Origin of the sequence: Rhizobium cauense (assembly GCF_019511525.1) — a bacterium.
Taxonomy (GTDB): Bacteria; Pseudomonadota; Alphaproteobacteria; order Rhizobiales; family Rhizobiaceae; genus Rhizobium; species Rhizobium cauense.
This window is the reverse complement of record NZ_JAEUAT010000003.1, coordinates 307,144-329,550: the sequence shown is the minus strand read 5'-3', so window position 1 is coordinate 329,550 and position 22,407 is coordinate 307,144. Positions and strand designations below refer to the sequence as shown.

Sequence of the window (22,407 nt, the reverse complement as noted above, 5' to 3'; positions counted from 1 at the left end):
AGATATCTACCTTGCCGTGAGACCGCTCCTTTCAGCGTGCGTCGGTTTCACGGGAGGCTTGCCTACTTGCCCTCTCGGACAAAATTCGTTCAGAGCGAAAACCCTAGCCGCTCGGCGTCTGACTTTGTGACAATGCCGGTTACGGCCTGACCCTTATCGTTCTGCCACGAGAGGTAGGTGCCCAGAGTCGAGCGTAGAAAATTTCCGTCGATGCTGTCCGGTACCATCTGCAGCTTTTCCTGCAGGGCCGCCACTGTAGGTCCCGACGAGCCATATCGGAGAGCTCTGAACTCAAAATCCGGGCGAGAACTGACAAGGGAAGCCTCGTCCCCTGTCAGGAGGAAATAGGTAAATGTCCTTCCGTCGTCGCTCGTTGCTCCGCGGGCTCCATCCTTGATGACAGGCGGATGGACCAGGCCTGCGTCTTGGCGAAATTTCGCCCAGGCCCCAATCGGAACACCATTCTTGTATCGCCCCGCAACAACCTGACAGCCCGCCGAGGAGAAAAATGGTGGCTTAGCGCGGTAGTTGAGTATTGCTGCGTGAATGTTGTCGAAGGGTAGATTCCCGTTGAGATCATCCCAGATTGCTGAGCGATCATTGGCGGCGTAGCTTAGACTCTTCGGTGACCGCAGGACCCAGAGCGGTTGTTGCTGACGGAATGCGCCTGGCTGTCTGTTTCCCCGATGGGGGCCCACCTTGTATCGATGCACGCCAGTAGGAAGCATGTTGCACCCCACGGCACCACGAATATATGCGTCCATAAGATCCACGTTTGGAACCGTGGATCCGCGACACAAAGAGATCGTGCCGCCCGTTCTATTCCATACACCTATCAGGCACTTCATGTTCAAGTGGTCGGGCCGCGCGGTGACAACGGTGTGTTTGGCAGATGCAGGCGAATAGTCCTCTCCAGATGGGACTGTGCATCCCCGCAATCCAAAAAGGATGATGGAGCTCTCACCAAGGTCAAAGGCATTTCGCTCGGCGAGTACTTTGAGAGTCTCGCCTGACAGCTCAAATTTTGTTCCAGGAGCGGCAAATTCCGCAAGTGGTCGATAGTCAAACGACACGTCATCGGAAGGCCAGTGTGGGGAAGGCCGCTCGTTGGACGATTGCTGGAACCAGAAGTTCGAGATCGTTGCGCGAGCAGCGAAATCTGGTTCACCTTCTTCTTTAAGTAGTTCAACGATTTCAGCGTCCGAAAGGGGATCCGTGGCTTCAGGCAGCTCATCTGCTGTCCCGCCAGTCTGCATATCGAAGCTCAAGACCAGCGCTCCAACAGCTGCGGTCACGCCTCCAGAAAGCAGGTTTCTTCGAGACAGTATTGCGTTTGCGCCGTCATTTTCGGTCATGGTCCAATCTCCCTCCAGCCCCTGTCAAAGGTTCACCCACGGTTGCTTCACACGTCTGTGGTTTGCAGGCTTCCGGTCCGGCTAGCGAACTTCCTGCACGCTGACGGACACGAATGGGAACGCTCGTCATCGTCCAGGTCGTATCGTCGCCTTGGGCGGCGGTAATCTGGCCCCTCGCCCCGCTCAAGTATCGATCGAGCGTTCGATGCAGCGTCCCGACACTATCGGCCGGCGCGCCTCGATTTGTTAGAGTTAGATCACTCCATCTGACAGGGTTTTTTTCCTGGGTTCCAAAGACCAGGATCTGATCCTGTACCTCATATGGACTCGTCGCGATCAGCCGTTCGTCTCTGTCGCGAAACTCGTAAGTCGATCCCGGCGAAACGAGCTCCACTCTTCCGTTGCTCGGGAAGCCTATTATGCTGCCGTCGGAGGACAGAACGAGACCGCCGACCAAAAGTGGATAGGGTGATTGCGGATCGACCTGAACCCTGATGTGGGTTTCATAGCATTCGGGTACAATCTGCTCCGTGTTCGGTGGCGCCTGCGACCAAGTTGCGCCCGCGCAACTTGTTTGTCTTGCCTCTGGAACGATTTGGACCTTCAGCGTCTCTTGATCGATAAAGTCGCTACCACCCTCTCCCTTCAGGCGCAGGAGAACGCGCTGTCTCGCATGTGATCTCAGTATTTCGGTCAGTTGCTCCGCCTGCCTGTCTGGCGGCCCCGATGGTATCATATTGCGGATCTCGTTTGTTGGGCCCCTCAAAACAAGGGCGTTGTCTCGATCGAGACTAGCCTGCAGCTGCCCGCCATCCGTAAGGCTGACCAACCCTTTCAGTTCATCGTTCGACAAGATCGCTTTTCGCAATATTGCGGCAGTGTCCGCGGGGATGCCGCCGGCTTCTCTTTCGGGCATGAAGCTGATGGTCAAAGCGTGGTATTTGTTGGAGGGGCGGACCAAAACCGCAATATCACCTTCGATCACCGGCGGTGCGCCTTGTTGTTGAACCACTGTTGCTGTCGCGTTGAACCCGCTGAAGGATCGCACCACCGCAAGGCCCTTAGCCTTCCTGGGATCAAATAGCTCCTGGCCATCAATCGCCCCTTCGTATATCCGCAATTCCGCATTTGGTCCGATTCCAGGCAATGGCGGACCGGTCAACTCGATTTGCGGCGGTCCAGAGCGGTCGCCATGCGAGAGCGATCGGATAGTCCAGGAAATTGGAGCCTTTCGGGCAAAATTCTGGAAGACGAGGCTCTCTATATCCCCCTGCACAGAGGGAACCTGTGGCGTTCCCGCGGCGCTGAGCAGTGGCGGAAGCCGTTTGGCAACCTGCGCATAGGTCTGGCGGGGAGAGCCGGACAGAATGTCGACAAGCGCCTGCGTAAAAAGGCCTACACCGTTCTCCTCCATTGCGGCGGTGCCATCGGTAGCAGCGGAAAGTATGGTGAGCCCTGAAAACGATGTCGGTGTCCAATCGGTCGCATCGCCATCGCTTACTTTAACCGAGCTACCGGCTATAGGACGAATCCACCGCTTTTTTAACCCCGAGCGCCCCCTCGCAGCGCTTCCTGAATTACATGAATCGAGGATCAGTGTTACGTGCGATGATTTTTCGCTGAACTTGGCGAGCCACCGATTGAGGTCGTCGTCTAAGAGGTCGCCATGACCACCCATTCGCGAATCATGAAGAACGATTGTTTCATCCCTGCCATCGGATTCATCACCACTAAGGTCATCGGTCTGTGATCCGTGGCCGGCGAAATAGATGACGACGACGTCATCCTTGGTGACAACACGGTCCAGCATTTTCTGGAAAGCATCTTCCACGCCGATAATAGTTGCGCGCTCGTCCGTGACTACGCAAATATTCTCGCGGGGAAACGCGTAACCGGTGACGAGGAGGTCCCGCACTCTATTCACGTCATTGACGGGCCCATCGAGCCTGCTGATTTCAGGATCGAGGTAATTTCCGACGCCGATGAGGAGCGCTAGCCGCACCTGGCCGCCAACCGAGATTGGTGAAGCGACGGCGCAGTTTTCCGATGCGAGAGCCACCATCGGACTAATCGAAACTCCGAGGGTCACGAACGCAAGCAGGATCGTCACGACACGTCGTCCCTTGCGCCTCATTGCGCCCTCCGACGCTCACACGGACTAACTGTATCCTCCCAAAAATAATATCAGGACGAGCGCCGGATTGCAACTTTGCGTTACTTATCGAGCGGATGCACTTTGGAAAAGCACTTGCTTTTCACTGCAATACGCTAGAGCAAACCGTTACATCCGATGTGGCGAGCGCAGGTTGACTGCAACTTGTCGATTACCGCCAATCTATTTCAGTCCGCGACGGAGTCGGTGATCCGAAAGCGGGCGACAATATCGCCCTCGCACCACATGGGGAAATTGGTTCCCCACTTATTGTTGTGCAGGTTGAAGCGGATGCCCTCGGCAAAGCTCGGGTGGGTCTTGCAGAAGGTCATAAAGTCCCAGCTCTGCGGTGCCACCAGCGGCGTATCCAACGGCTCGATCATCAAGGTGGAGGCCTCCCGTACAGCTGCAACGGCCTGAAGCTGTGCCCCGCCACTTTCGGCAATGCGGTCAGATGAGTGCCAGAGGCCCATCTTGCTGAAACTCCAGTCCGACGCACCGGCCGGCGTGAAGGTAAGGAAGCTTGCCTCCGGCATTCTGTTCGCAGGCTTGTCGCGCAACACGAACGTAAGAAGCAAGGCCTCTCCAACTTCCTCCATATGCACAGACAAGATTGGAGGTGCCCCATACTGTGCGCTTGCCTGGGGAGGCATCGAGAGCATGGCAGAGGATCCCTCTGCAGCCGTCAGCGCCGGCGTGAAGACCTTGGAGATGCCAGCGCCAGAAGCGCCAAGGCCCGGCTTGTCGTGATCGAGGATCGCCCACTCTTGCCGATGCGTCAGGTAGGTGTCCATATGCCGCGCAATGTCGGTAGCGTCGTAACTCTCGTAGCGGTATGCGATCAGCGACGCGCGCCCATTTCCGTCAATTCGGCCGTCAATTGTGCGTCCGGCGGGCGTGACAAGTGCAGTGAGATCGCCGGTTGCTGGATCGACACGAGCCTCCCATCGGCCGGCACGGATCGTCGCGGCCCGAGCCGAAATCGTAGGCAGGGCGGGTGCCGATAGACGAGCGAGCGCCGCATCAGCAGTCTTGCGGTCATCACCTTCCAGCACTGAGACGGCGCTTTCGATGTAAGCGCGCTGTTCAGTCCAGGACGCTTCCGAATAGGCAAACCTGTAATCGGATGCCCGTGCTATTTCGAAATCCTTCCGCGACCAGGCTTTGTCGTCCCGGAGATAGGTCTTGATGTCAACGCCGCAGGTGTGCTCAGCGACCATCGCCAGGCCCCGCCCGAATGCGAGCCGGTTGGGTGTCAGTCCGCCGTCGACAAAGCGGTCATACTGGCGCTGCAATGCTAAAAATCGGGCGGTCTTTTGTGGGTCCGTGGCGCTTCCGTGGATCCAGCTGTCGCCGAGTTCGATGTCGAGGATCGGAAACTGTTCGCGGGCATCCCAGAGGATGGCACCATAGTCTTCGAGTGTTGCTGCACATACGATGGCGCCTGGTGCCTGGTGCCGCATCTCGCGATAGACATCCACGGTCTGAGCCACGCTCTGCGGGCCGATGTTGTCGCTGGTGTGGGCGAAACTCAGCGCGTCGCTCATCCCTTCCAGAAAATAGGTCTCGCCATAGGAGCGTTGATACATCACGACAATCTCTTCGCCGCCTGGCGCGCGCCACCGGAAGACATCTGGCACGTTCGGTGGTGGCGAGGCTGTGTTGACGCCGAGATGCAAAAAGCGAATGCCGGCCTCGGCAAGGACCGGCACCATCCCAAGCGTATGGCCTGGGACATCGGTCATCTTGGCGGCGATCGTCTTCTTGCCGAAACGGCGGTCGAGCTCCTGCGAATAGGACAGTCCCGCGCGGAAAAGCGCCGGAGACATAAGTTCTGTATGGGTCGTGTAGGGCAGCCCATGCCACCGTATAAGACCACGCTCGATCGCCTGTTCCAAACGCCTCATCTCTGCCGGTGAGCGGGTATTAAGGTGATCCCAGATCAGCCAGGCGCCGGTCGTCCAGATAAAGCGCGGCTCATTCGGGTTCTCGGCGAAGAAGTGTTCGCCAGTCTCGATTGCCTGCGGAATGAACCGTTCGTGATACTGTTTGCGAACCTTCTCTGCGTGATCCGTGAAGCCAATGTCTAGATGCGTCTTGAAGACAAGATGCACGCGCTTTTCTGTCATTTCCATTTCAATCAGCCAGCCAGTTGCAATCAACCCACCGTGCCGCGCACGACAAGCCGGGTACCGAGCGTTTCGGTCAATGGACCGTCTTCGGGGTTTCTGAGACGCCGGAGGATGAGGCGAACGAGAGCGCGTACGCGGTCCTCGAGATCGATCCGGACGGTAGTAAGATTGTAAGCTTTCCAGTGCGACTGCGGAATGTCATCGAATCCGATGACCTTCACGTCGTTCGGCACCGAAAGGCCGAGATCGTGACGCAGCGCGTCGATCGCCCCGAAAGCCCCGACGTCATTGGCGGCAAAGATCGCATCTGCACCGTCCTCGACCCGGAAGAGGTCTAGCGTGGCGCGATAGGCGGTGTCGTACGTATAGTCGCCATCGATGACCGTCGGCGGCTGCATGCCACGCTCGACGAGGATTTGGGTGATCATTCGCTCGCGCTCTCGGTTGGCAAGGGACTGGCGCTTCCCGCCCAGATAGGCAACGCGTTGGGCGCCAAAGCCCTGCAGCAGTGCCACCGCTTGCTCGATGCCGTCCCGCTGGCGCACGAGTAGCCGGTCGTAGAGGCTGGAGGACTTGTCCCCAAATTCCGTACCGTCGTCGTAGATCACGTAGATCGGTACGGCTCGGTCGAGAAATCCGGTGAGCACATCGGCGTCGACATTCTCCGTGAAGGCGATGACTGAATCGGGGTTGAAGCCGCGCATGTAGGTGAGCAGTGTCTGATCCATACTGAAATCGGCCTTCGCCTTGAACAGCAAGGTCGCGAAACCTTCGGCCTGCAGCGCAGTCGTCAGGGCGTCGATCTCCTGGCTTTCCCAAGGCGAACAGACATCAGGCACGATCATGCCAACCAGATGTGAGCGGCGGGTGACAAGCGAACGCGCCGCCACGTCCGGCGTGTAGTTCAGGTCACGGGCAATCTGCAGGATCCTGTCGCGCTTTTCCGGCTTCAACGATGCATTCGGGTTGAACGCACGGGATACGGCGACGCGCGAAACATTTGCTTCGCGCGCCACGAGATCAGCCGTGGCACGGGCGCCTCTTCTGTCATTTCGTCCGGTCATGATCTCATCATCAAAATGAAAACGTGTGCAATGAGCATGAGGTTTGAACAGTAACGCGTCAAGAGGCAATGATGATGTCGTGCCGATAGGGGTATTATGCAGCTGTTTTTGGTCCCGTATTTCATTCTCTATCGATGTTGGAACTGTTGACAAAAATGAAAACGTGTTCACTCTTAGAGGGGTAAGAGGTGAGGTTCGCCAGGAGGAGGGATCCGGCAGCCACTCTCGCACCAACACTGCTTGTCCGGCCAACGGACCAATTGGGAGGAATTCACATGCGCAAGGACATACGTTCTCTGTTGCTGGGCGCTTCGGCGGCGATTGCGCTGTCGAGCCAGGCTTTGGCGGCGACCGAACTCAATATCACCTGCCGTTGTGTCATCGGTGGCGTCAACAGCGGCATGGCGGAGTGGATCGAGAAGAAGGTTATTCCCGCCTTTACCGCCAAGATGAAGGCGGACGGGAAAGACGTTACCGTCAAGCTGACGCAGTTCGGCGGCGCTGATGAGCAACTGACCCAACAGCTGGCGCTGGACTTTTCCAGCGGCGCCGGCGCTGATGTTTCCGGCTTCGACGGGTTCCTCATTCCAAGCTTCGTTCAGGGCGGCCTCCTGAAACCGCTTGATGAGATCGGTGGCGCTGATGTCGCAAAGTGGGATGGCTGGGGCCATATCTCTGACGGCACCAAGGCGCTGATGAGCTATCAGGGCAAGCCCTATGGCATTGCGCTCGGCACCGACGCCCGCATGATCTTCGTGCGCAAGGACCTGTTCAAGAAAGCTGGCATCGACGCCGATAGCTGGCAGCCGAGTTCCTGGGCAGAACTGCTCGATGCCGCCCGAAAGCTGAAGGCGGCGGATCCGGCAAGCTTCCCGTTGCAGATCAATGCTGGGGTCTCGATGGGCGAAGCCACCACGATGCAGGGCTACTGGATGGCATTGCTCGGCACTGGGGAGCAAGTGACCGACGAAAGCGGCAAATATATCGCTTCGAGCCAGGGGATCCTTGATACATTGAACCTCTACAAGACTGTCTACGTCGACGACAAGCTCGGCGATCAACGAGCCCAGATGCTCGGTGATGGCCGCAACCGTACATTCGCGAACTTCCGCGATGGCAAGACGGCGATGCTGATCGAAAGCGACTGGTTCTATCGTTCGGTCACCCGGCCGGGCGCGGAATTCGAGGTTGCAGACCGCGACAATGTCATGACCTGGAAGAAAATGCCGTCTGAAAAGCCGGGCCGCGGTCTGCGCGGACAGGATTTCGTGACGATTTCCGGCGGTACCGGGTTCGTTATCAATCCGCATTCGGACGCGCCAAATGAGGCCTGGGCGCTGCTCTCCTTCATGAATAGCCAGGAGCAGCTCACCGCTTTTCAGGAAATCCAGCCGGCCATCCGTATCAGGAATGACGTGGCAATCCCGAATTCGCCCTTCCTGACCGAAACCGCCAAGACGCTGCTGCCGTTGACGACCGCGCGCCCGAACGATGCCAACTATAACAAGGTCTCGGCTGAAATTCAGCGCATGACCGAGGCTGTCGTGTCCGGCGAACTGACGCCCGAAGCCGCAATGAAGCAGTACAAGGAAGCGGTCACCGCAATTGTTGGCGAAGAGAATACGGTCAGCCGTCTCTGACCGTCAGAATTAACCGAGGGCCGACCGACAAAGCCGGCCTTCGCGTCGCGGCGGGCGCTGCTACAGGGTAATCGCGCATGAAAAAATTCTCCCTGCTTTCCACGCGCGCGGGCGCAGTGTTTCTTGCTCCCGCTGCCGCGCTGGTCGGCGTTTTCGTCATCATCCCGTTCTTCTGGGTGATCGTCGTCTCCTTCACCAACAGAACGTTGCTCGGTCGCACTGCTATCGATCCCGATTTTGTCGGGCTGCAAAACTATTTCACGCTGTTCAATCCCGCGACCTTCTTTACGCGGGGCCAGTTCGGGTTTTCGCTGATCCTGACTGTCCAGTTCGTGTTATTTTCAGCGCTGATCGGGCAGGCATTGCTCGGTCTTATCCTTGCTTGGCTCAGCCAGTCGGTTTCGCCGACGCTCAAGAATTTCCTGCAGACTGCTGTCATCGCTGCCTGGATCCTGCCTGAAGTGGTCATCGGTTTCGCCTGGTTCGCGTTTCTCGATTACGACAATGGCACACTGAACATGATCATGCATGGCCTCGGCCTGCCGCCCGGTGATTGGTTGCTACAGCAGCCCTTCTGGGTGATCGTGATCTTCAACACCTGGCGCGGCTCCGCCTTTTCGATGATGCTGTTCAACTCGGCCTTCCAGTCGATCCCGCCGAGCTATTTTCAAGCCGCCGATGTTGCCGGTGCAAGCTCCTGGCAGAAACTGCGCGATATCGCCCTGCCGCTCATTCGCGGTCATGTGGTAACAGACCTGATACTCATCACCATGTGGACGTTTAACGTCTTCACCCCCTTCCTTTTGACAAACGGCGGCCCGTCTTATCGGACCGAACTCCTCTCGATCTACACCTACCGAGTAGCCTTCAAGGACTTTGAATTCGGCCGGGGTGCTGCCGTCGGTGTGGTCATCATGCTGATCAACCTCGCATTTGCGCTGGTCTACTTGCAAATCGCCAAGAAGAAGAAAGCGGAGGCAGACTGATGCAGGTTTCTCGCAGCATTTATGTGCGCCGCTCGGTCTTCTCGGTCGTCGCTTCGCTGATCGGTGTGGTCTTCGCCCTGCCCTTGGTCTGGTTCATATTCGCTCCGTTCAACGCGCGCGCCGAACTGGGACTTGCTATCCCCTCGCCGTTTACACTCTCAAACTTTGCGACAGTGTTTGAAAACACCTTCGCCATGCGTGCGCTGCTCAACAGTCTGATCCAGGCTTTTGGCGGTGTGATACTTGTCGGCGGCGCGGCGACGTTGGCAGCCTATGCATTGTCGCGCTCGTCAATTCCTGGCAAGGGCGCAGTTACTTATATCCTCCTGCTTTTCTCCTCGGTCGTGTCGGGCTCGGCGGCGATGGTGCCGATCTTCCTGATCGTCTCGGCAATGGGGCTAATCGATACACATCTCGCGGTCATCCTGGTCTTTGCCGGCGGCCTGCTGCCGACCGCCATGTTCATCCTGCGCGATTTCATCGACGCCATTCCGCGATCCTATGAGGAGAGCGCGATGGTTGCCGGCGCGTCGCCGATTCAGGCCTTTTTTGATGTCGCGCTTCCGGTCATCCGGCCAGGCATCGTCGTAGTCGTCGTCTGGGCATTTGTGAACATTTGGGGCAGCTTCCTGATCCCGTTCATCTTGCTTCGCAAAGATACCCTGATGCCGGCTTCCGTCGCCATCTACTCCTTCTATTCGGAGGCGGGCACGCCAATCGTTACACTACTCGCCGCGTATTCCCTCATCTACTCGCTGCCCGTCATCGTGCTTTACCTATTCGTCAACTGGAAGTTCGGCTTCCGGTTCTTCGGCGGCATCAAGTCGTAATTGGACTTTTCTCATGGCTTCAGTCGAATTCCAGAACGTCTCCAAAACCTTTGGCTCGTTTACTGCGGTGCCGGACATCAGCCTCTCGATTGCCGATGGCGAGTTTGTCTGCCTGCTCGGCCCTTCCGGCTGTGGCAAGACCACAAGCCTTCGAATGATCGCCGGGCTGGAAACGCCTTCCGCCGGCAAGGTGCTGATCGGCGGCAAGGACGTCACCTACCTGCATCCAAAGGACCGGCAGATCTCGATGGTGTTCCAGGACTATGCACTTTATCCGCACATGAACCTCGCGGACAACATCGCCTATCCGCTAAAAGTTCGCGGCGAGTCCGACGACAAGCGTCATGCCCGCGCGAAGGAAGTGGCGGACGTCTTGAAAATCGGGGATCTGATGAAACGTCTGCCGAGCCAGATCTCCGGCGGCCAGCAGCAGCGCACCTCGCTTGCGCGTGCGCTCGTCTACCCGAGCCAGGTCTATCTCTTCGACGAGCCGCTTTCAAACCTCGATGCCAAGCTTCGTCTGGAAGCACGCGGCTTTCTCAACCACCTGCAGCGCGACATGGGTATGACAGCCGTCTACGTGACCCACGATCAGGCCGAGGCAATGGCGCTTGCGACTCGCATCGCCGTCATGGATAAAGGCCGCATCGTGCAGTTTGCGCCGCCCATCGAGATTTATCGCCGGCCGGCGACGACATTCGTGGCGAACTTTGTCGGCAATCCACCGATGAACCTGGTTCCAGTGGAGGCCATGGTCGACGAGGGGCAATTGCGATTGCGGGCCGATGGCCTGACGCTATCCAGCCTTCCTGTTTCTGAGGCCATCGCCAAAGCCGCAGCGCAAGGCAAGATGACGCTTGGGATCCGTCCTGAACACCTGCGAATGGCGCAAACCGGCGAGGCCAACACAATTGCCGGAAGGCTGTTTGCCAACGAGAATATGGGGCCGGAAAGTCTGGTGACGATGGAGCGTGCGGATTCTGGCCGGGTAACAGCGCGCATCTTCACCGACGACGAAATCCGCGTCGGCGATCAAGTCAATCTCGCCTTCGATACCCGCCACGTGACGTTGTTCGACGGGACCGGCGCCCGCATTCCGGCAATAGGTGAGTAAGCCGTCATGGTCGACATTGCCGTTCACGTGACCCGTGCCGATCAGGCAGCCGATCCGTATTTCTATGTACCCGTCGATATACCTGACGGCACGACACGCATCGACGTGACGATGAACTACCCAAAGGCTGACGATTGCATCATCGATCTCGGGGTGCTCGATCCTCGCGCTACTGATTATCCGACTGACGCCGGTTTTCGTGGCTGGAGCGGCGGAGCGCGTGATCGGTTCTTCGTTGCGAACGATGATGCGACGCCGGGCTACATTCATGGCGACATCCCCGCCGGTGTGTGGAAAGTAATGCTCGGTCTTTACAAGGTACCGCCCGATGGCGCCGATGTGCGGGTGACGGTGACCTTTGACAGCGAGCCTCGCGACCTCTTGCCGCCGCCGGCACGGACGTTCCCGGTGCGCCAGGGCGCGGGCTGGTATCGCGGCGACCTACATTGCCACACGTTCCACTCAGACGCGGCCGGCTCGCCCGAACTCCTTCATGCAGCCGCAAAGCAGGCAGGCCTCGATTTCCTCGCGGTCGCGGACCACAACACGATTACCCAGCGGCGTTATTTCCACCCAAATTCCTCCGCCGACCTTGTTTTTGTGCGTGCGATGGAAATCACCACGGCGGTCGGACATGCCAATGTTTATGGCGTTGATGATTGGATCGATTTCCGCATGACCAAGCCGGAACATGCCCACACTCTGTCGCGCCTCGTCCATGAGCATGGCGGGCTTCTTTCGATCAATCACGACAAACCGACGATCCAGTGGGACTATGAGCTGCCGAGGATCGACTGCATGGAAGTTTGGCAATCCCACTGGATGGCCTGGAACTGGGTGTCGCTAGGCCGCTACCAGGACCGGTTGGCCTCGGGTCTGAAGATTTCCGCGATTGGCGGCAGCGACTTTCATCAGCCTGCGCGGCTGTTGCCTGAAGGTCCGCTTGTTCTCGCCCGACCGACGACAGTACTGTGGCTCGCTGAACTTTCTGAAGACGCCGTCCTCTCCGCCATGAAGGCAGGGTGCGGTTACGTGACAGAAAGCCCAACCGGCCCGCACCTGGCGCTTTCCGCAAACGGCCAGCCGATGGGTTCGACAACGCGAGGTGAAGTTGCCGCGATGGCAGAAACGAAACTGGCGGAAGGCGATACGCTTGCGTGGATTGATGCGACCGGCGTGATTTCGACCGAGACGATAGGATCCGATGACTGGACCGGTCGTTTCACTGGCAGGCCAAAGGCTTTCTTACGCGCCGAGATCATCGCCGCTGCCAGCCGCAAACGCTTGATGTCTGAATTCTCTGCGGCGCTCGAAGGGCGTTCGCTTCCTTGGCAGCTCAAGGGCGTCGACATGGCAAATCAGCCGATCCGCCGGGCTATCAGCAATCCGGTCTATGTGGAAGATGAGGTGGGCGTCGGGCCATCGCGCTAGATAGATACGCACGCATGTAAGGCCGTGACGGGATTTGAACTGTATTGCCGCGAATGACAACAGGTGAAGCGCCTGAACGGTCGATCGTTATGGCGTCAGTCCGCATTAAGACGAGGGCGATCGAGTTGACGAGGCGGATCATCTCGCCAAGGTAGAAGAGAAACGCATCGCCTTGCACCATCTGCTCTGGCATCGCGTCTTCCATGCCAACGAAAGGGACTGCTCGGCCGTTTCGCGGCTTTGCACTAGCTTCGCAACTACCGGCCAGGAATATCGAAGGGTAGTCACCTCGAAGATCAACCGCGCAGCGAACCCGCGGCACGTCCGAAGTATGGCTGGCGTTCTGTGGTCGGACCTAGCGCGAGTTAGCTGGAGAGTTCCCAGTTCTTGGGGCATCTAGCGGCTCTAGACCTGACGCAGCCCTCAGTGATCAGCTGTGTGTCACGCTCGACGACTGGGGCATCATAACAGAGCCAAATTCCGATCCCGCTAAAGACAGGCTTGCGAAACGCATAAGTGTGTGCTTATGTGTGGCGATGATGGAACACGATATTTTCCGCGCTTTGGCGGATCCGACCCGCCGCGCGATTTTCGAAAAGCTGGCGAATGGGGGCATGAATGCCAGCGCGCTGCGTCAGGGCATGGATATCAGCCAGCCGGCGATGTCCCAGCATCTCGCCGTATTGCGGGCGGCAAGGCTGGTGCGCGAACAAAAGGAAGGCCGCTTCGTCAACTATGAAGTCGATCCGGACGGGTTGGCGCTTATCGCGCAGTGGCTGGCGAAATACCGCGCTTATTGGCCGGCTCGCATCGATGCTCTCAAGCTCTTGCTGAAGGATATGGATCAATGAACGACATGAAAACCGAGGTGCAGGAAAGCGGTTTCGAGCAGCGATACGATCTCGACGCGTCGCCGGAGAAGGTCTGGCGGGCGATCAGCATTGCGGAATTCCGGGAAAAGTGGTTGCCGAGGGAGGCGCTGGCCGATCCATTGTCGCTCTCGGCGACGCCGGGCAAGGAAATCCGCTACAAATTGCGTGACGATATCCCGCCCCATCTCGAAAGCACTGTCACCTTCACGATCGCACCGAATGAATCGGGAGGAACCAGCCTGCGGATCGTTCACGAGTTGACCGGCGCAGCCTTCGAGCGGCTTGCGAAAACGGCCGCCAACGGCAACACCCAGGCTCTCACGCTCGCCGCCTAACGCGGCAAGCCCACCCGACAAATCTCGAATGATTGGAGTTCGCCCATGCGCGAAGCAATGCAACTCGTCCCTATGGTCGTCGAACAATCCAGTAGAGGCGAGCGGTCGTTCGACATCTATTCCCGCCTGCTGCGTGAGAGGATCATCTTCCTCAACGGCGAGGTGAACGACACCCTCTCAGCGCTTGTCTGCGCACAATTGCTGTTTCTCGAAGCCGAAAGCCCCAAACGGCCGATCCATCTCTACATCAATTCGCCAGGTGGTGTCGTAACCAGCCGTCTCGCGATGTACGATACGATGCGTTACATTCACGCCCCGGTGCATACGCTATGCATGGGAACCGCCCGCTCAATGGGGTCGTTCCTGTTGATGTCCGGCCAGGCGGGCGAACGCACTGCGCTTCCCAATTCCAGCATCCACATTCACCAACCTCTGGGCGGATTTCAAGGACAGGCATCGGACATGCTGATCCATGCTGAAGAAATTCAAAAAACAAAGCATCGCATGACTCGGCTCTACGCCAAGCATTGCGGCCGCACCTACGAAGAATTCGAGCAAGCAATGGATCGCGACCGCTTCATGACGGCGGAAGAAGCATTAGAATGGGGCCTTATCGATCGGATCCTGGAGGTACGGGAAGATGCCACGGACCATGTCGGCGCGACGTGAATGGGGCCCGCTGCTATTCGAGGCCGGCGTGACTTCGCGGGTCTCAACGTTCCCAGCGATGGCAAAGTTTGTCGAATCAGTGAAATGTGTAAGAGGTCTTGATAAAATACGAACTGCCGACCGTGCGTCCCGTCTCCCCCGTTCTTGCAAGAATGCCACCCAGCATTATGGTCAACTAGGTTATTGGTGAGGCAATGCAGACATCGACGCACGATGATATGAGCTGGACTGTTGCCGCCGCGAAGGCCAAGCTTTCGGAGGTTATGGAGCGTGCGCAATTGGTACCTCAGACGATTACCCGCAACGGAAAGCCGAGCGTGGTCGTTGTCTCTGCGGAAGAATGGCAGAAGAAGACCGCACGCCGGGGATCGCTTGCGGAGTTCTTGGTGGCGTCACCTCTGCTTGGCGCAGATCTGGATATTGAGCGGCAACATGACGAGCCGCGTGACTTGTCCCTATGAGACATCTTCTCCATACAAAAGTTCTGTCGGAGGTGACAAAACCCCGCCCCGCTGAAGGTGTCTCGAATTGGCTCACGGTCTGGACGAGGATCGCACATTTATCAGCATCGTCTCGATCTGCCCCAGCGTTTCGAAAACAGGATTGTTCCGGTGGAAGGGGCCGTCGCCCTGGTGTGAGGCGACCTGATGGCGCTTGCCAAGCGAAGCGGCCCGGGGCTCGCATCAATGGACGGTCTCATCGCGGCTACGTCTATCGCTCATGATTTGACACTTGCGACACGCAACATCAAGGATTTCGATGGCTTCGGAATAGATATCATCGACCCATGGGCCGGCTGATGAGGCCCCTTGCGTTTGGGACTGAAAAGATTTCCCCGTCATCATTACCTACGAATGCGCCACAGACCAGGATCCCGGATTGCACCGCATATCCCAGGAAGATCTTTTCCCACAATGAAAGCAGAAGCCCGGACCGTCGTCGTTATTTCCCATGACGATCGGTTCTTTGGTGCCGCGGACAGAGTGGTGAGGATACAGAATGTAGGTGTCGCTAGCGACACCGCAAGCCTGGTTTCGATCAAAGACGGTGCCATTGAACATGGGTCGCCGATCATCGGTTGCGGGCACGCAACCGAGAAGAACAAGATGAGCTGGGCAGAAAAACTGGTCTTTTCCCAACAAAACAAGCGAGGCATGGGGTCGCGGCTCCACTTCTCCAATTGTCTATTGGGAGGTAGGTTGCAGCGTGTTTTTCTCTCATCTAACTGCGCGGAATCTGCTGCATGTGCCGGCGAAAAGCGCATCCTTTCCACTATCGACCTTATCCTTTCGGCGGTCTCGTCGACATGGGACTAGAGGCAGACGCTCTTCGCTCAACTGCTCACATCGTCTGGACTGCATACCCTGTGTGCAAGTGGCTAACCTGGCTCTCGACGCCGAAAACGTTGTGACATTTGAGCGACATAGGCAAGGAATGCAACAGCTGCGACCGGCATATCTTGACTCAAATAGTAATGTTTTTATTGATCCGCGCGAAGGCGACTCGCCTTTCGGCAGTGCAAAAATACTGCCCTGAAATCTTTGTCTTGCGTCAGATGTCCACTGGCGCCTCTGCTCGCCGGAAAGGGTCGCGCGATGTCAACTTCTTTAAAACGAATCTCTCTGCGTCGCGGTCTCTTGAGTTCCACCATGCTCATCGGCGTTGTTGCTGCGACCGCGCTCAACGCGGGTTTGGCCCTTGCTCAGGACAGCGGCGCCACTGAGTTGCAGAAGATTACCGTCACCGGCGACGGTTCGAACCCTCAGTCCATCCAAGAGGACAACGCAACGGTCGTGCCCAAACGCGCGATTTCGGCCACGAAGACGGATACGCCGCTGCTCGAGACACCACGCTCCATATCGGTTGTCACCCGTGAAGAAATGGATGAGCGCGCGGTGACCGACATGATCCAGGCGGCTCGCTACGCCTCTGGCGTCACCACGGGGGCGTTCGGCTACGACCCGCGATTCGACCAGATTTACATCCGAGGTATAGAGACCACGACCGCCGGCGACTTCCGCGATGGCCTGCGCCAGCCGATTATGAACTACGGCTCGTTCATGACCGAGGTCTATACGCTTGATCGCATCGAGATCTTGAAGGGTCCGGTATCAGTAATGTATGGCGCAGCGAGCGCCGCTGGCATCGTCAACCGCATCTCAAAGCTGCCGCTAGAGGGTGAGCACCACGAAGTCGAGCTGCAATACGGTACGATCGGCCGCAAGCAGGCGGCCTTCGACTTTGGCGGACCGATCAACGATGAGATAGATTACCGTCTGGTCGGATTGGCCCGCGAAGGCGAAGGAAGCTACGACATTGCCGATGATCGCTATCTCCTGCAGCCGTCGGCCACCTGGAGACCGAGCGAAGATACGACCTTCACCGTGTATGGCCTGGCGCAGAAAACCGAGACCGGCGCAAGCGCCTGGAGCTATCTGCAGGATGGCGACGTCTTCCTCTACACCGACCCGGACTTCAACAGCCAAAAGGTCGAGCAATATCAGCTCGGCTACCAGCTGGAGCACAAGTTCGATAACGGCATGACCTTCCGCCAGAATGCCCGCGCGGGTGACACGGACCTAAAGGCGCATTACCTCAACCGTGTTCTTGTCAACGCGGACGGCAGCTGGCCGACGACCGCAGTGACCGAGGACATGCGTGCCTATCAGATCGACAACCAGCTCGAAAGTCAGTTCGATACCGGCAGCGTCTCGCACACGCTGCTCGGCGGCCTCGACTACACATGGGTCTCGTCGGACTTCGCCATGGGTAGCAGCAGCGTCGCGGCGAATACACCCGGCTCCATCGTGCCGGTTCCTGCGCTAGACTACTTTACTGGCAGCAGCCTCAATCAGACCGGCATTTATGCTCAGGATCAGATGGAACTTGGCAACTGGCGCGCCGTAGCGGGTCTTCGCTACGACTGGGCGCACCAGGAATCCACAATTAAGGGTACTGGCGGCTCGACCAGCGAGAAGGATGATGGCGTCCTCTCCGGCCAGGTGGGGCTGCTCTATCTGTTCGACAACGGCATCGCGCCATATGTCAGCTATGGCACTTCGTTCGTCCCATCTACTGCGCTAGCAGAAGATGGCTCGGTTCTGGACCCGACCAAGGGACGCCAGATCGAAGTTGGCGTGAAGTACCAGCCCGAGGGTGAGAGCTATTCCCTGAGCGGCGCCGTCTACCGACTGGTAGAGACTGGCAAGCCACAATATGCCTCAAGCTTCCTGTTTTCCGAGAATTCGGGAGAGAATACCTACACGGGATTTGAGCTCGAAGGGCGCACCCAATTCGACAACGGCATCAGCTTGATCGCCGCCTACACCTATGCCCATGCCGAAATCACTGGCAACAACGACGCCACATTGATTGGAAACGTGCCTTCGACGGTACCGCGCCACGTCGCCTCTTTGTGGGTGAACTATGAAATGCCGGAAAGCTCCACCATTCCTGGGCTCACCATCGGTGGTGGTATCCGTGCGATGAGCAATTCCTTCACCAGTGACGCGAACACGTCACGGAACCCTGGTGCCGCGTACTTCGATGCGGTGATATCCTACGACTTTGGCGCGAGCTCCCCGGATCTTAAAGGCCTGTCGCTCGCCGTAAGTGCCACCAACCTGGCCGATCGGCGCGAACAGGTATGCACAGATGGCTATTGCTACACCGGCCAGGGACGCACGGTCATGGGTTCGCTGAAGTACAAGTGGTAACGCACCTTTCAACTCCTGCCGATCGAAAAGAGCGACATGGGATGAACATGACTGAAGAAGCATATGCCTTGCCCGGAACCGTTCATTTTGACTTGGAGCCCATGGATGGTGGCGATCCTTACCGGATCTTCCTGTTCATACCGAAAGGGGAGCCGCCTGCTGGCGGCTGGCCTCTTCTGGTCACCACCGACGGCAATGCGACCTTCCCTTTCGCGTTCGCCAGCGTAGTGACACAGGCGCCGTATCCAACCGGGACCAACGTCGACTGGGGTGTCATTGCCGCGATCGGCTATCCTTCCGACGAACCATATGACGCATTTCGGAGGGCCTGGGACCTTGGTCCTCCACCAATCAAATCCTATCCGCCCTATTTCGACGGAGGACCTCCTGTTCGCATCGGTGGCAGCGGTCAACTCCTCGACTTTATCGAGCATCGGCTTTTCCCGCGGCTTGAGGCAACGACACGGATTGACCCGACGCGCCGATCGCTTTTCGGGCATTCCTTTGGAGGGCTTTTTGCACTTTATGCTCTCTTCGAACGCCCGAAACTCTTCGCCAACTGGATTGCTGCAAGTCCGACGATTTACTGGGAAGGGAGCGAAATCCTGAACAACGAGGCCGGCCGGCAACCGGTAACCGGTCCGTCCGTCTTCCTGCATTTGTCAGCCGGCGAGTATGAGGGCGATGACCTCGCTCCCTTCCAATACCACAACGAGGATGCCGCATCCCGTATCGAAAAAAGGAAGGTGGAGCGCACCGTCGCATTGGCGCAGGAAATGGCAGATCGGCTGAATAACCCGGCAAGTGGCATTCGGACGCAATTCGAACTCTTCGCGAGAGAGACCCACATGTCCGTGCTTGGACCAGCCGTCAACCGAGCCGTGCGTATCGCGTTCGAACGCAGTGTCGGCGTGTAATCGTCCCTGTCATCGGCATGAGCGAGCGAAAGTGAGGCGCGCAGGCAATCGGTGTTCCCCGCGCCAAAACTTCGCGGTTAGGAAGTCGCCAAGTCCGCCAGCGATCAGCTGAAGGACCTCGGTCGGCTTGCCTTGGGTAGCGTGACCCACGCCCCGAAGAGTTGGCGGCAGTCATGGTTATTTGGGTCATGGACAACAGCTCTCGATGGTGGAGCGTCGCCCGGTCAGTATGCCGGTCCAGCGTTCAAGTATCAGGGGCGAAGCTCGTCTGCTCCTTTGCCGAGACAATGATGTGGCCTTTGGCACCCAATATTCGCGAGACGATCTCCTCCCTAAATCCATTCATCACGGACATTGTCAGGATCAAAACCGCCACCCCGAGGATGATGCCGAAGAATGACAGGACTGCGATTGTCGAAAGTGCGGTCCCTTTCCCCCGTGAAGACAGATTCCTCCAAGCCAAAATGCGCTCAAAGTAGGAAAACGGCTTAACGGCGTGCATTCGACCCCACAGAAAGTGAAAATTGCTGAGCGTTGATTGGTCGCTCGAACGACGGTCAATCAAAATTTCGACTACGGCATCAGGAAGACGGGATGCGGCTTCGTTCGGCACTATGCTTGCTCAATGACGATCAACCCGGATTTAGTTCAGCAGCAGGGCATAACGTGTGTGCCGACGTTCGCCCGTGCGCGTTAGGGCACCAAGCTCTACGAGTTGCTGAAGGTCGCGTGTGGCTGTCGCGCGGGATGTGGCTGTGATTGAAATGTAGTTCTCCGCGCTTAGGCCTCCCTTAAAGCCCGCTATCCCCTCTTTGAAAATGCGCGCGATTACCTTTTCCTGCCGCTCGTTCAGGCGGCCTCTAAACCGGTCGTAGAACTTTGTTTTTTGAATGAAGAAAGCTATGCGCTCAAGCGTCGCCAGTTGGGCGGCAAGGATCGTCTCTGAGAAAAAAAAGACCCAGCCCGTGATATCGAGTGTACGCTGGTGGCGCTCAAGCTCGGAATAATAGGCCTTTCGGTTTTTCTCGATTGTGGAGGCAAGCGAGATCAGGCTGGGCTGCCCTATGTTTTGAGCGAGGGACTTCTCGGCGAGGGCGCGTCCAATGCGGCCATTCCCATCTTCGAATGGATGTATGCTTTCAAAGTAGAGATGACCAACCGCTGCGCGCGTCAAGGCCTGGAGTGGTGTTTGACCTGTTGGTCCGGATTGATTGAACCATGCGGTGAAGGCCTCCATCTCAGTGGCAACTTGGTGAGATGGGGGAGCCTCAAAATGTATTGTTGGCTTATCCAGTCGGCCTGACACGATCTGCATGGCATCGGCATGCACGCGGTAGCCGCCCACCGTTTCAATGGATCGATTTCCGGCCATCAGCATTGCGTGCCAACGGAACAGCTCCTCATGACAAAGCGGCTGATGCCAGTTGCGATAGACGTCCGCCATCATCTCGGCGATCCCCCGCTCTTGGGGGCGAACCTGTCGATCATCTGTGGTGAGCCCGAACTGTCGGCGCAGTGATGATTGAACGCTTGCGCGGTCGAGATATTCTCCCTCGATCTCTGAGGTTTTGATAGCCTCGTCACTCAGCAGCTCAATACGAAGCTGACTACTGTCGTCCTCATTGAAATGCCGAACAGCACCGATCACCTCGCCGGCGGACTGAAGAAATTTCTGCTCCAACGGGATCAAGCTTGCAACATCGTACCTGAAACTCGGCCAATCGCTGCTCTGCCAGTTCCATTGCATGAGTTATAGCCCACCTTTCTATAACTCATGGTTATTCGCATTGATGAGCTATGGCAAGCTTTTCTATGGCTCAGTCGCGAACCTCATGTGCTCAACCGAACGGCGACGACCGGCTGGAAGCCGCCTGTTGCCGAACACATTCGTTACGTTGCCCTCCTATTCCCGCTCGCCTCGGCATCGGCGCCGCGATCTCTCATCAGGCGGATGCGTTCAGGACAGCCTGCGCCCACCCCTTCGGTCGTTCGAGAAGCAAGGATTGCGGCCCCCACGCTTTGACTCGTCCCGCCAAGTGCCGGCAGCTTCGGGAACTGGCTTCAATTTTTCACCGGCCCGGCGGACCGTCGTTCGACAATCCGCGACACCACACGAATGCTACGTGCCGGCTGATCCGGCAAGCGCGGCCGTCGAATGCGTTCGAGGAGCAATTGCAGCGCCGCGGCACCCGTTTCCCGTCCTTCTTGTCTGACCGTTGTGAGGCCTGGGGATATTTGCATCGCCGCTGAGAAGTCCCCGAAGCCGACGACGGAAACGTCGTCTGGAATTCGAAAGCCCTGCCCCAGAAGTTCGGAAACGACGGTCACGGCCAGTCCATCATGAGCGCAGAAGAAGGCAGTCGGATGCATGCCCTTTCCTCGCAGTTCGCCGAGCGCTGTTGCAAACCCGGATTGCTCTTCGAACTGCATGACATGCAGTTGATATTCACTATTCTGCTCAAGGATCTCGCGCATGCCGTAGTAGCGCTCGTGGCGACCGCGATAGATCGGCAAGCCGTAAACATATGCAATCGATCTATGCCCAAGGCTCGTCAGGTATCGCGCCACCGCCTGGCCGGCCTCATGATCTGACCCGCTGACGCTGTCGATCTGTTGCAGAGGATCGGTCCAGCCCAGTCGCACGATGGCGGCGCCGCCAGCCGCGGCGGCCCGCGCTATCCCCTCCGGTGTGTGGGGACCGACAAGGATAAGCCCTGCGAAATTGGCGCTAAGTTCCTCCAGCGCGAGCTCGCTATGTGTCCAGCGTATTCGGATGCCAACGCCAAGCCTCTCAGCCTCCTCCTGGACTCCGGTCTGGATCTGCACATTGAGCTCACTGTTGACGGGGTCGATGTCATAAAAGACGACAGCGATCTCCTCGCTGTCCGACGGCTTGTTGCGGTTGACGGGCTTCGTATATCCAAGCCTTTCCGCTACTTCCGAAATGCGCTTTCGCGTTTCTTCACTGACGCCAGACTTGCCGGCGAGAGATCGCGAGACGGCATATTTGGAAAGTCCGACCTCGTCTGCGATACCCTGGATAGTAACTTTCGTCTTGGTCTGCATGTCCGCCTCTTTTCTCGCCACCGCTATTGGATCGGCCTTCGCGGAAAATAATAGAACATAACGCTTTACCTAACAAAACGCATATGTAAACCTCATAACAGTCCAAACAATAACAAAATTTATGGACG

General features: G+C 57.6%; 18 protein-coding genes and 1 pseudogene. 13 read left to right on the top strand and 6 right to left on the bottom strand.

The window, feature by feature from the left end; genetic code table 11:
- Positions 1-89: 89 nt before the first annotated feature.
- From JNB88_RS07570 to JNB88_RS07555, 4 genes are all read right to left on the bottom strand, one after another.
- Positions 90-1,355 (bottom strand): hypothetical protein, encoded by a 1,266-nt coding sequence (locus tag JNB88_RS07570; protein ID WP_220354915.1) that lies wholly within the window; start codon positions 1,353-1,355, stop codon positions 90-92.
- A complete protein-coding gene (locus JNB88_RS07565; protein ID WP_220354914.1) occupies positions 1,342-3,489 on the bottom strand; it encodes a caspase family protein in 2,148 nt (715 codons plus the stop codon). Before JNB88_RS07565 ends, JNB88_RS07570 begins: the two co-directional genes overlap by 14 nt.
- A gap of 206 nt (positions 3,490-3,695) precedes the next feature.
- The gene (locus tag JNB88_RS07560; protein WP_220354913.1) at positions 3,696-5,636 is read right to left on the bottom strand and encodes a DUF5054 domain-containing protein; all 1,941 of its coding nucleotides are present in this window, start codon (positions 5,634-5,636) and stop codon (positions 3,696-3,698) included.
- Between the two features lie 29 nt (positions 5,637-5,665).
- Positions 5,666-6,703, bottom strand: coding sequence for a LacI family DNA-binding transcriptional regulator (locus JNB88_RS07555; RefSeq protein ID WP_220354912.1), 1,038 nt, complete (start codon positions 6,701-6,703; stop codon positions 5,666-5,668).
- A 275-nt stretch (positions 6,704-6,978) separates the two neighbouring features.
- Here JNB88_RS07555 and JNB88_RS07550 point away from each other — a divergent pair, with 275 nt between their 5' ends.
- The 13 genes and pseudogenes from JNB88_RS07550 to JNB88_RS07490 all read left to right on the top strand — a co-directional run bounded on the left by JNB88_RS07550 (position 6,979) and on the right by JNB88_RS07490 (position 19,213).
- Positions 6,979-8,343 (top strand): extracellular solute-binding protein, encoded by a 1,365-nt coding sequence (locus JNB88_RS07550; protein WP_220354911.1) that lies wholly within the window; start codon positions 6,979-6,981, stop codon positions 8,341-8,343.
- A gap of 77 nt (positions 8,344-8,420) precedes the next feature.
- The gene (locus tag JNB88_RS07545; RefSeq protein ID WP_220354910.1) at positions 8,421-9,329 is read left to right on the top strand and encodes a carbohydrate ABC transporter permease; all 909 of its coding nucleotides are present in this window, start codon (positions 8,421-8,423) and stop codon (positions 9,327-9,329) included.
- Complete coding sequence (locus tag JNB88_RS07540; RefSeq protein WP_220354909.1) at positions 9,329-10,159, top strand: carbohydrate ABC transporter permease; 831 nt, start codon at positions 9,329-9,331, stop codon at positions 10,157-10,159. The genes JNB88_RS07545 and JNB88_RS07540 overlap by 1 nt, the downstream gene beginning before the upstream one ends.
- Positions 10,160-10,172: 13 nt before the next feature.
- Positions 10,173-11,273: an ABC transporter ATP-binding protein gene (locus JNB88_RS07535; protein WP_220354908.1), complete on the top strand. Its 1,101-nt coding sequence runs from the start codon at positions 10,173-10,175 to the stop codon at positions 11,271-11,273.
- Between the two features lie 6 nt (positions 11,274-11,279).
- Entirely contained in the window at positions 11,280-12,704 is a 1,425-nt protein-coding gene (locus JNB88_RS07530; protein ID WP_220354907.1) for a CehA/McbA family metallohydrolase, read from the top strand.
- A 536-nt stretch (positions 12,705-13,240) separates the two neighbouring features.
- Entirely contained in the window at positions 13,241-13,555 is a 315-nt protein-coding gene (locus JNB88_RS07525) for an ArsR/SmtB family transcription factor (RefSeq protein ID WP_220354906.1), read from the top strand.
- Positions 13,552-13,911: an SRPBCC family protein gene (locus JNB88_RS07520; protein WP_220354905.1), complete on the top strand. Its 360-nt coding sequence runs from the start codon at positions 13,552-13,554 to the stop codon at positions 13,909-13,911. Before JNB88_RS07525 ends, JNB88_RS07520 begins: the two co-directional genes overlap by 4 nt.
- A 45-nt stretch (positions 13,912-13,956) precedes the next feature.
- Positions 13,957-14,580 carry an ATP-dependent Clp protease proteolytic subunit gene (locus JNB88_RS07515; protein WP_220354904.1) on the top strand — a complete coding sequence of 208 codons (624 nt, stop codon included), beginning with the start codon at positions 13,957-13,959 and terminating at the stop codon, positions 14,578-14,580.
- A 194-nt stretch (positions 14,581-14,774) separates the two neighbouring features.
- Complete coding sequence (locus JNB88_RS07510) at positions 14,775-15,041, top strand: type II toxin-antitoxin system Phd/YefM family antitoxin (protein ID WP_220354903.1); 267 nt, start codon at positions 14,775-14,777, stop codon at positions 15,039-15,041.
- Positions 15,038-15,380: pseudogene (locus JNB88_RS07505) on the top strand (PIN domain-containing protein). Before JNB88_RS07510 ends, JNB88_RS07505 begins: the two are co-directional and overlap by 4 nt.
- Positions 15,381-15,494: 114 nt before the next feature.
- Positions 15,495-15,896, top strand: a complete 402-nt coding sequence (locus tag JNB88_RS07500; RefSeq protein WP_220354902.1) for a hypothetical protein — start codon at positions 15,495-15,497, stop codon at positions 15,894-15,896.
- A 333-nt stretch (positions 15,897-16,229) separates the two neighbouring features.
- Complete coding sequence (locus JNB88_RS07495; RefSeq protein ID WP_223217106.1) at positions 16,230-18,296, top strand: TonB-dependent siderophore receptor; 2,067 nt, start codon at positions 16,230-16,232, stop codon at positions 18,294-18,296.
- A gap of 47 nt (positions 18,297-18,343) precedes the next feature.
- A complete protein-coding gene (locus tag JNB88_RS07490; protein WP_220354900.1) occupies positions 18,344-19,213 on the top strand; it encodes an alpha/beta hydrolase in 870 nt (289 codons plus the stop codon).
- Between the two features lie 643 nt (positions 19,214-19,856).
- Here JNB88_RS07490 and JNB88_RS07485 read toward each other — a convergent pair.
- Both JNB88_RS07485 and JNB88_RS07480 read right to left on the bottom strand, forming a co-directional pair.
- Positions 19,857-20,960: a Fic family protein gene (locus JNB88_RS07485; RefSeq protein WP_220354899.1), complete on the bottom strand. Its 1,104-nt coding sequence runs from the start codon at positions 20,958-20,960 to the stop codon at positions 19,857-19,859.
- Positions 20,961-21,274: 314 nt separating this feature from the next.
- Entirely contained in the window at positions 21,275-22,279 is a 1,005-nt protein-coding gene (locus JNB88_RS07480; protein ID WP_220354898.1) for a LacI family DNA-binding transcriptional regulator, read from the bottom strand.
- Positions 22,280-22,407: the final 128 nt, after the last annotated feature.

What these genes read in the sequence shown, in the direction of transcription:
- JNB88_RS07570 (WP_220354915.1), bottom strand. Translation starts at nt 1,355, where the DNA reads ATGACCGAAAATGACGGCGCAAACGCAATACTGTCTCGAAGAAACCTG.
- JNB88_RS07565 (WP_220354914.1), bottom strand. Translation starts at nt 3,489, where the DNA reads ATGAGGCGCAAGGGACGACGTGTCGTGACGATCCTGCTTGCGTTCGTG.
- JNB88_RS07560 (WP_220354913.1), bottom strand. Translation starts at nt 5,636, where the DNA reads ATGACAGAAAAGCGCGTGCATCTTGTCTTCAAGACGCATCTAGACATT.
- JNB88_RS07555 (WP_220354912.1), bottom strand. Translation starts at nt 6,703, where the DNA reads ATGACCGGACGAAATGACAGAAGAGGCGCCCGTGCCACGGCTGATCTC.
- JNB88_RS07550 (WP_220354911.1), top strand. Translation starts at nt 6,979, where the DNA reads ATGCGCAAGGACATACGTTCTCTGTTGCTGGGCGCTTCGGCGGCGATT.
- JNB88_RS07545 (WP_220354910.1), top strand. Translation starts at nt 8,421, where the DNA reads ATGAAAAAATTCTCCCTGCTTTCCACGCGCGCGGGCGCAGTGTTTCTT.
- JNB88_RS07540 (WP_220354909.1), top strand. Translation starts at nt 9,329, where the DNA reads ATGCAGGTTTCTCGCAGCATTTATGTGCGCCGCTCGGTCTTCTCGGTC.
- JNB88_RS07535 (WP_220354908.1), top strand. Translation starts at nt 10,173, where the DNA reads ATGGCTTCAGTCGAATTCCAGAACGTCTCCAAAACCTTTGGCTCGTTT.
- JNB88_RS07530 (WP_220354907.1), top strand. Translation starts at nt 11,280, where the DNA reads ATGGTCGACATTGCCGTTCACGTGACCCGTGCCGATCAGGCAGCCGAT.
- JNB88_RS07525 (WP_220354906.1), top strand. Translation starts at nt 13,241, where the DNA reads ATGATGGAACACGATATTTTCCGCGCTTTGGCGGATCCGACCCGCCGC.
- JNB88_RS07520 (WP_220354905.1), top strand. Translation starts at nt 13,552, where the DNA reads ATGAACGACATGAAAACCGAGGTGCAGGAAAGCGGTTTCGAGCAGCGA.
- JNB88_RS07515 (WP_220354904.1), top strand. Translation starts at nt 13,957, where the DNA reads ATGCGCGAAGCAATGCAACTCGTCCCTATGGTCGTCGAACAATCCAGT.
- JNB88_RS07510 (WP_220354903.1), top strand. Translation starts at nt 14,775, where the DNA reads ATGCAGACATCGACGCACGATGATATGAGCTGGACTGTTGCCGCCGCG.
- JNB88_RS07500 (WP_220354902.1), top strand. Translation starts at nt 15,495, where the DNA reads ATGAAAGCAGAAGCCCGGACCGTCGTCGTTATTTCCCATGACGATCGG.
- JNB88_RS07495 (WP_223217106.1), top strand. Translation starts at nt 16,230, where the DNA reads ATGCTCATCGGCGTTGTTGCTGCGACCGCGCTCAACGCGGGTTTGGCC.
- JNB88_RS07490 (WP_220354900.1), top strand. Translation starts at nt 18,344, where the DNA reads ATGACTGAAGAAGCATATGCCTTGCCCGGAACCGTTCATTTTGACTTG.
- JNB88_RS07485 (WP_220354899.1), bottom strand. Translation starts at nt 20,960, where the DNA reads ATGCAATGGAACTGGCAGAGCAGCGATTGGCCGAGTTTCAGGTACGAT.
- JNB88_RS07480 (WP_220354898.1), bottom strand. Translation starts at nt 22,279, where the DNA reads ATGCAGACCAAGACGAAAGTTACTATCCAGGGTATCGCAGACGAGGTC.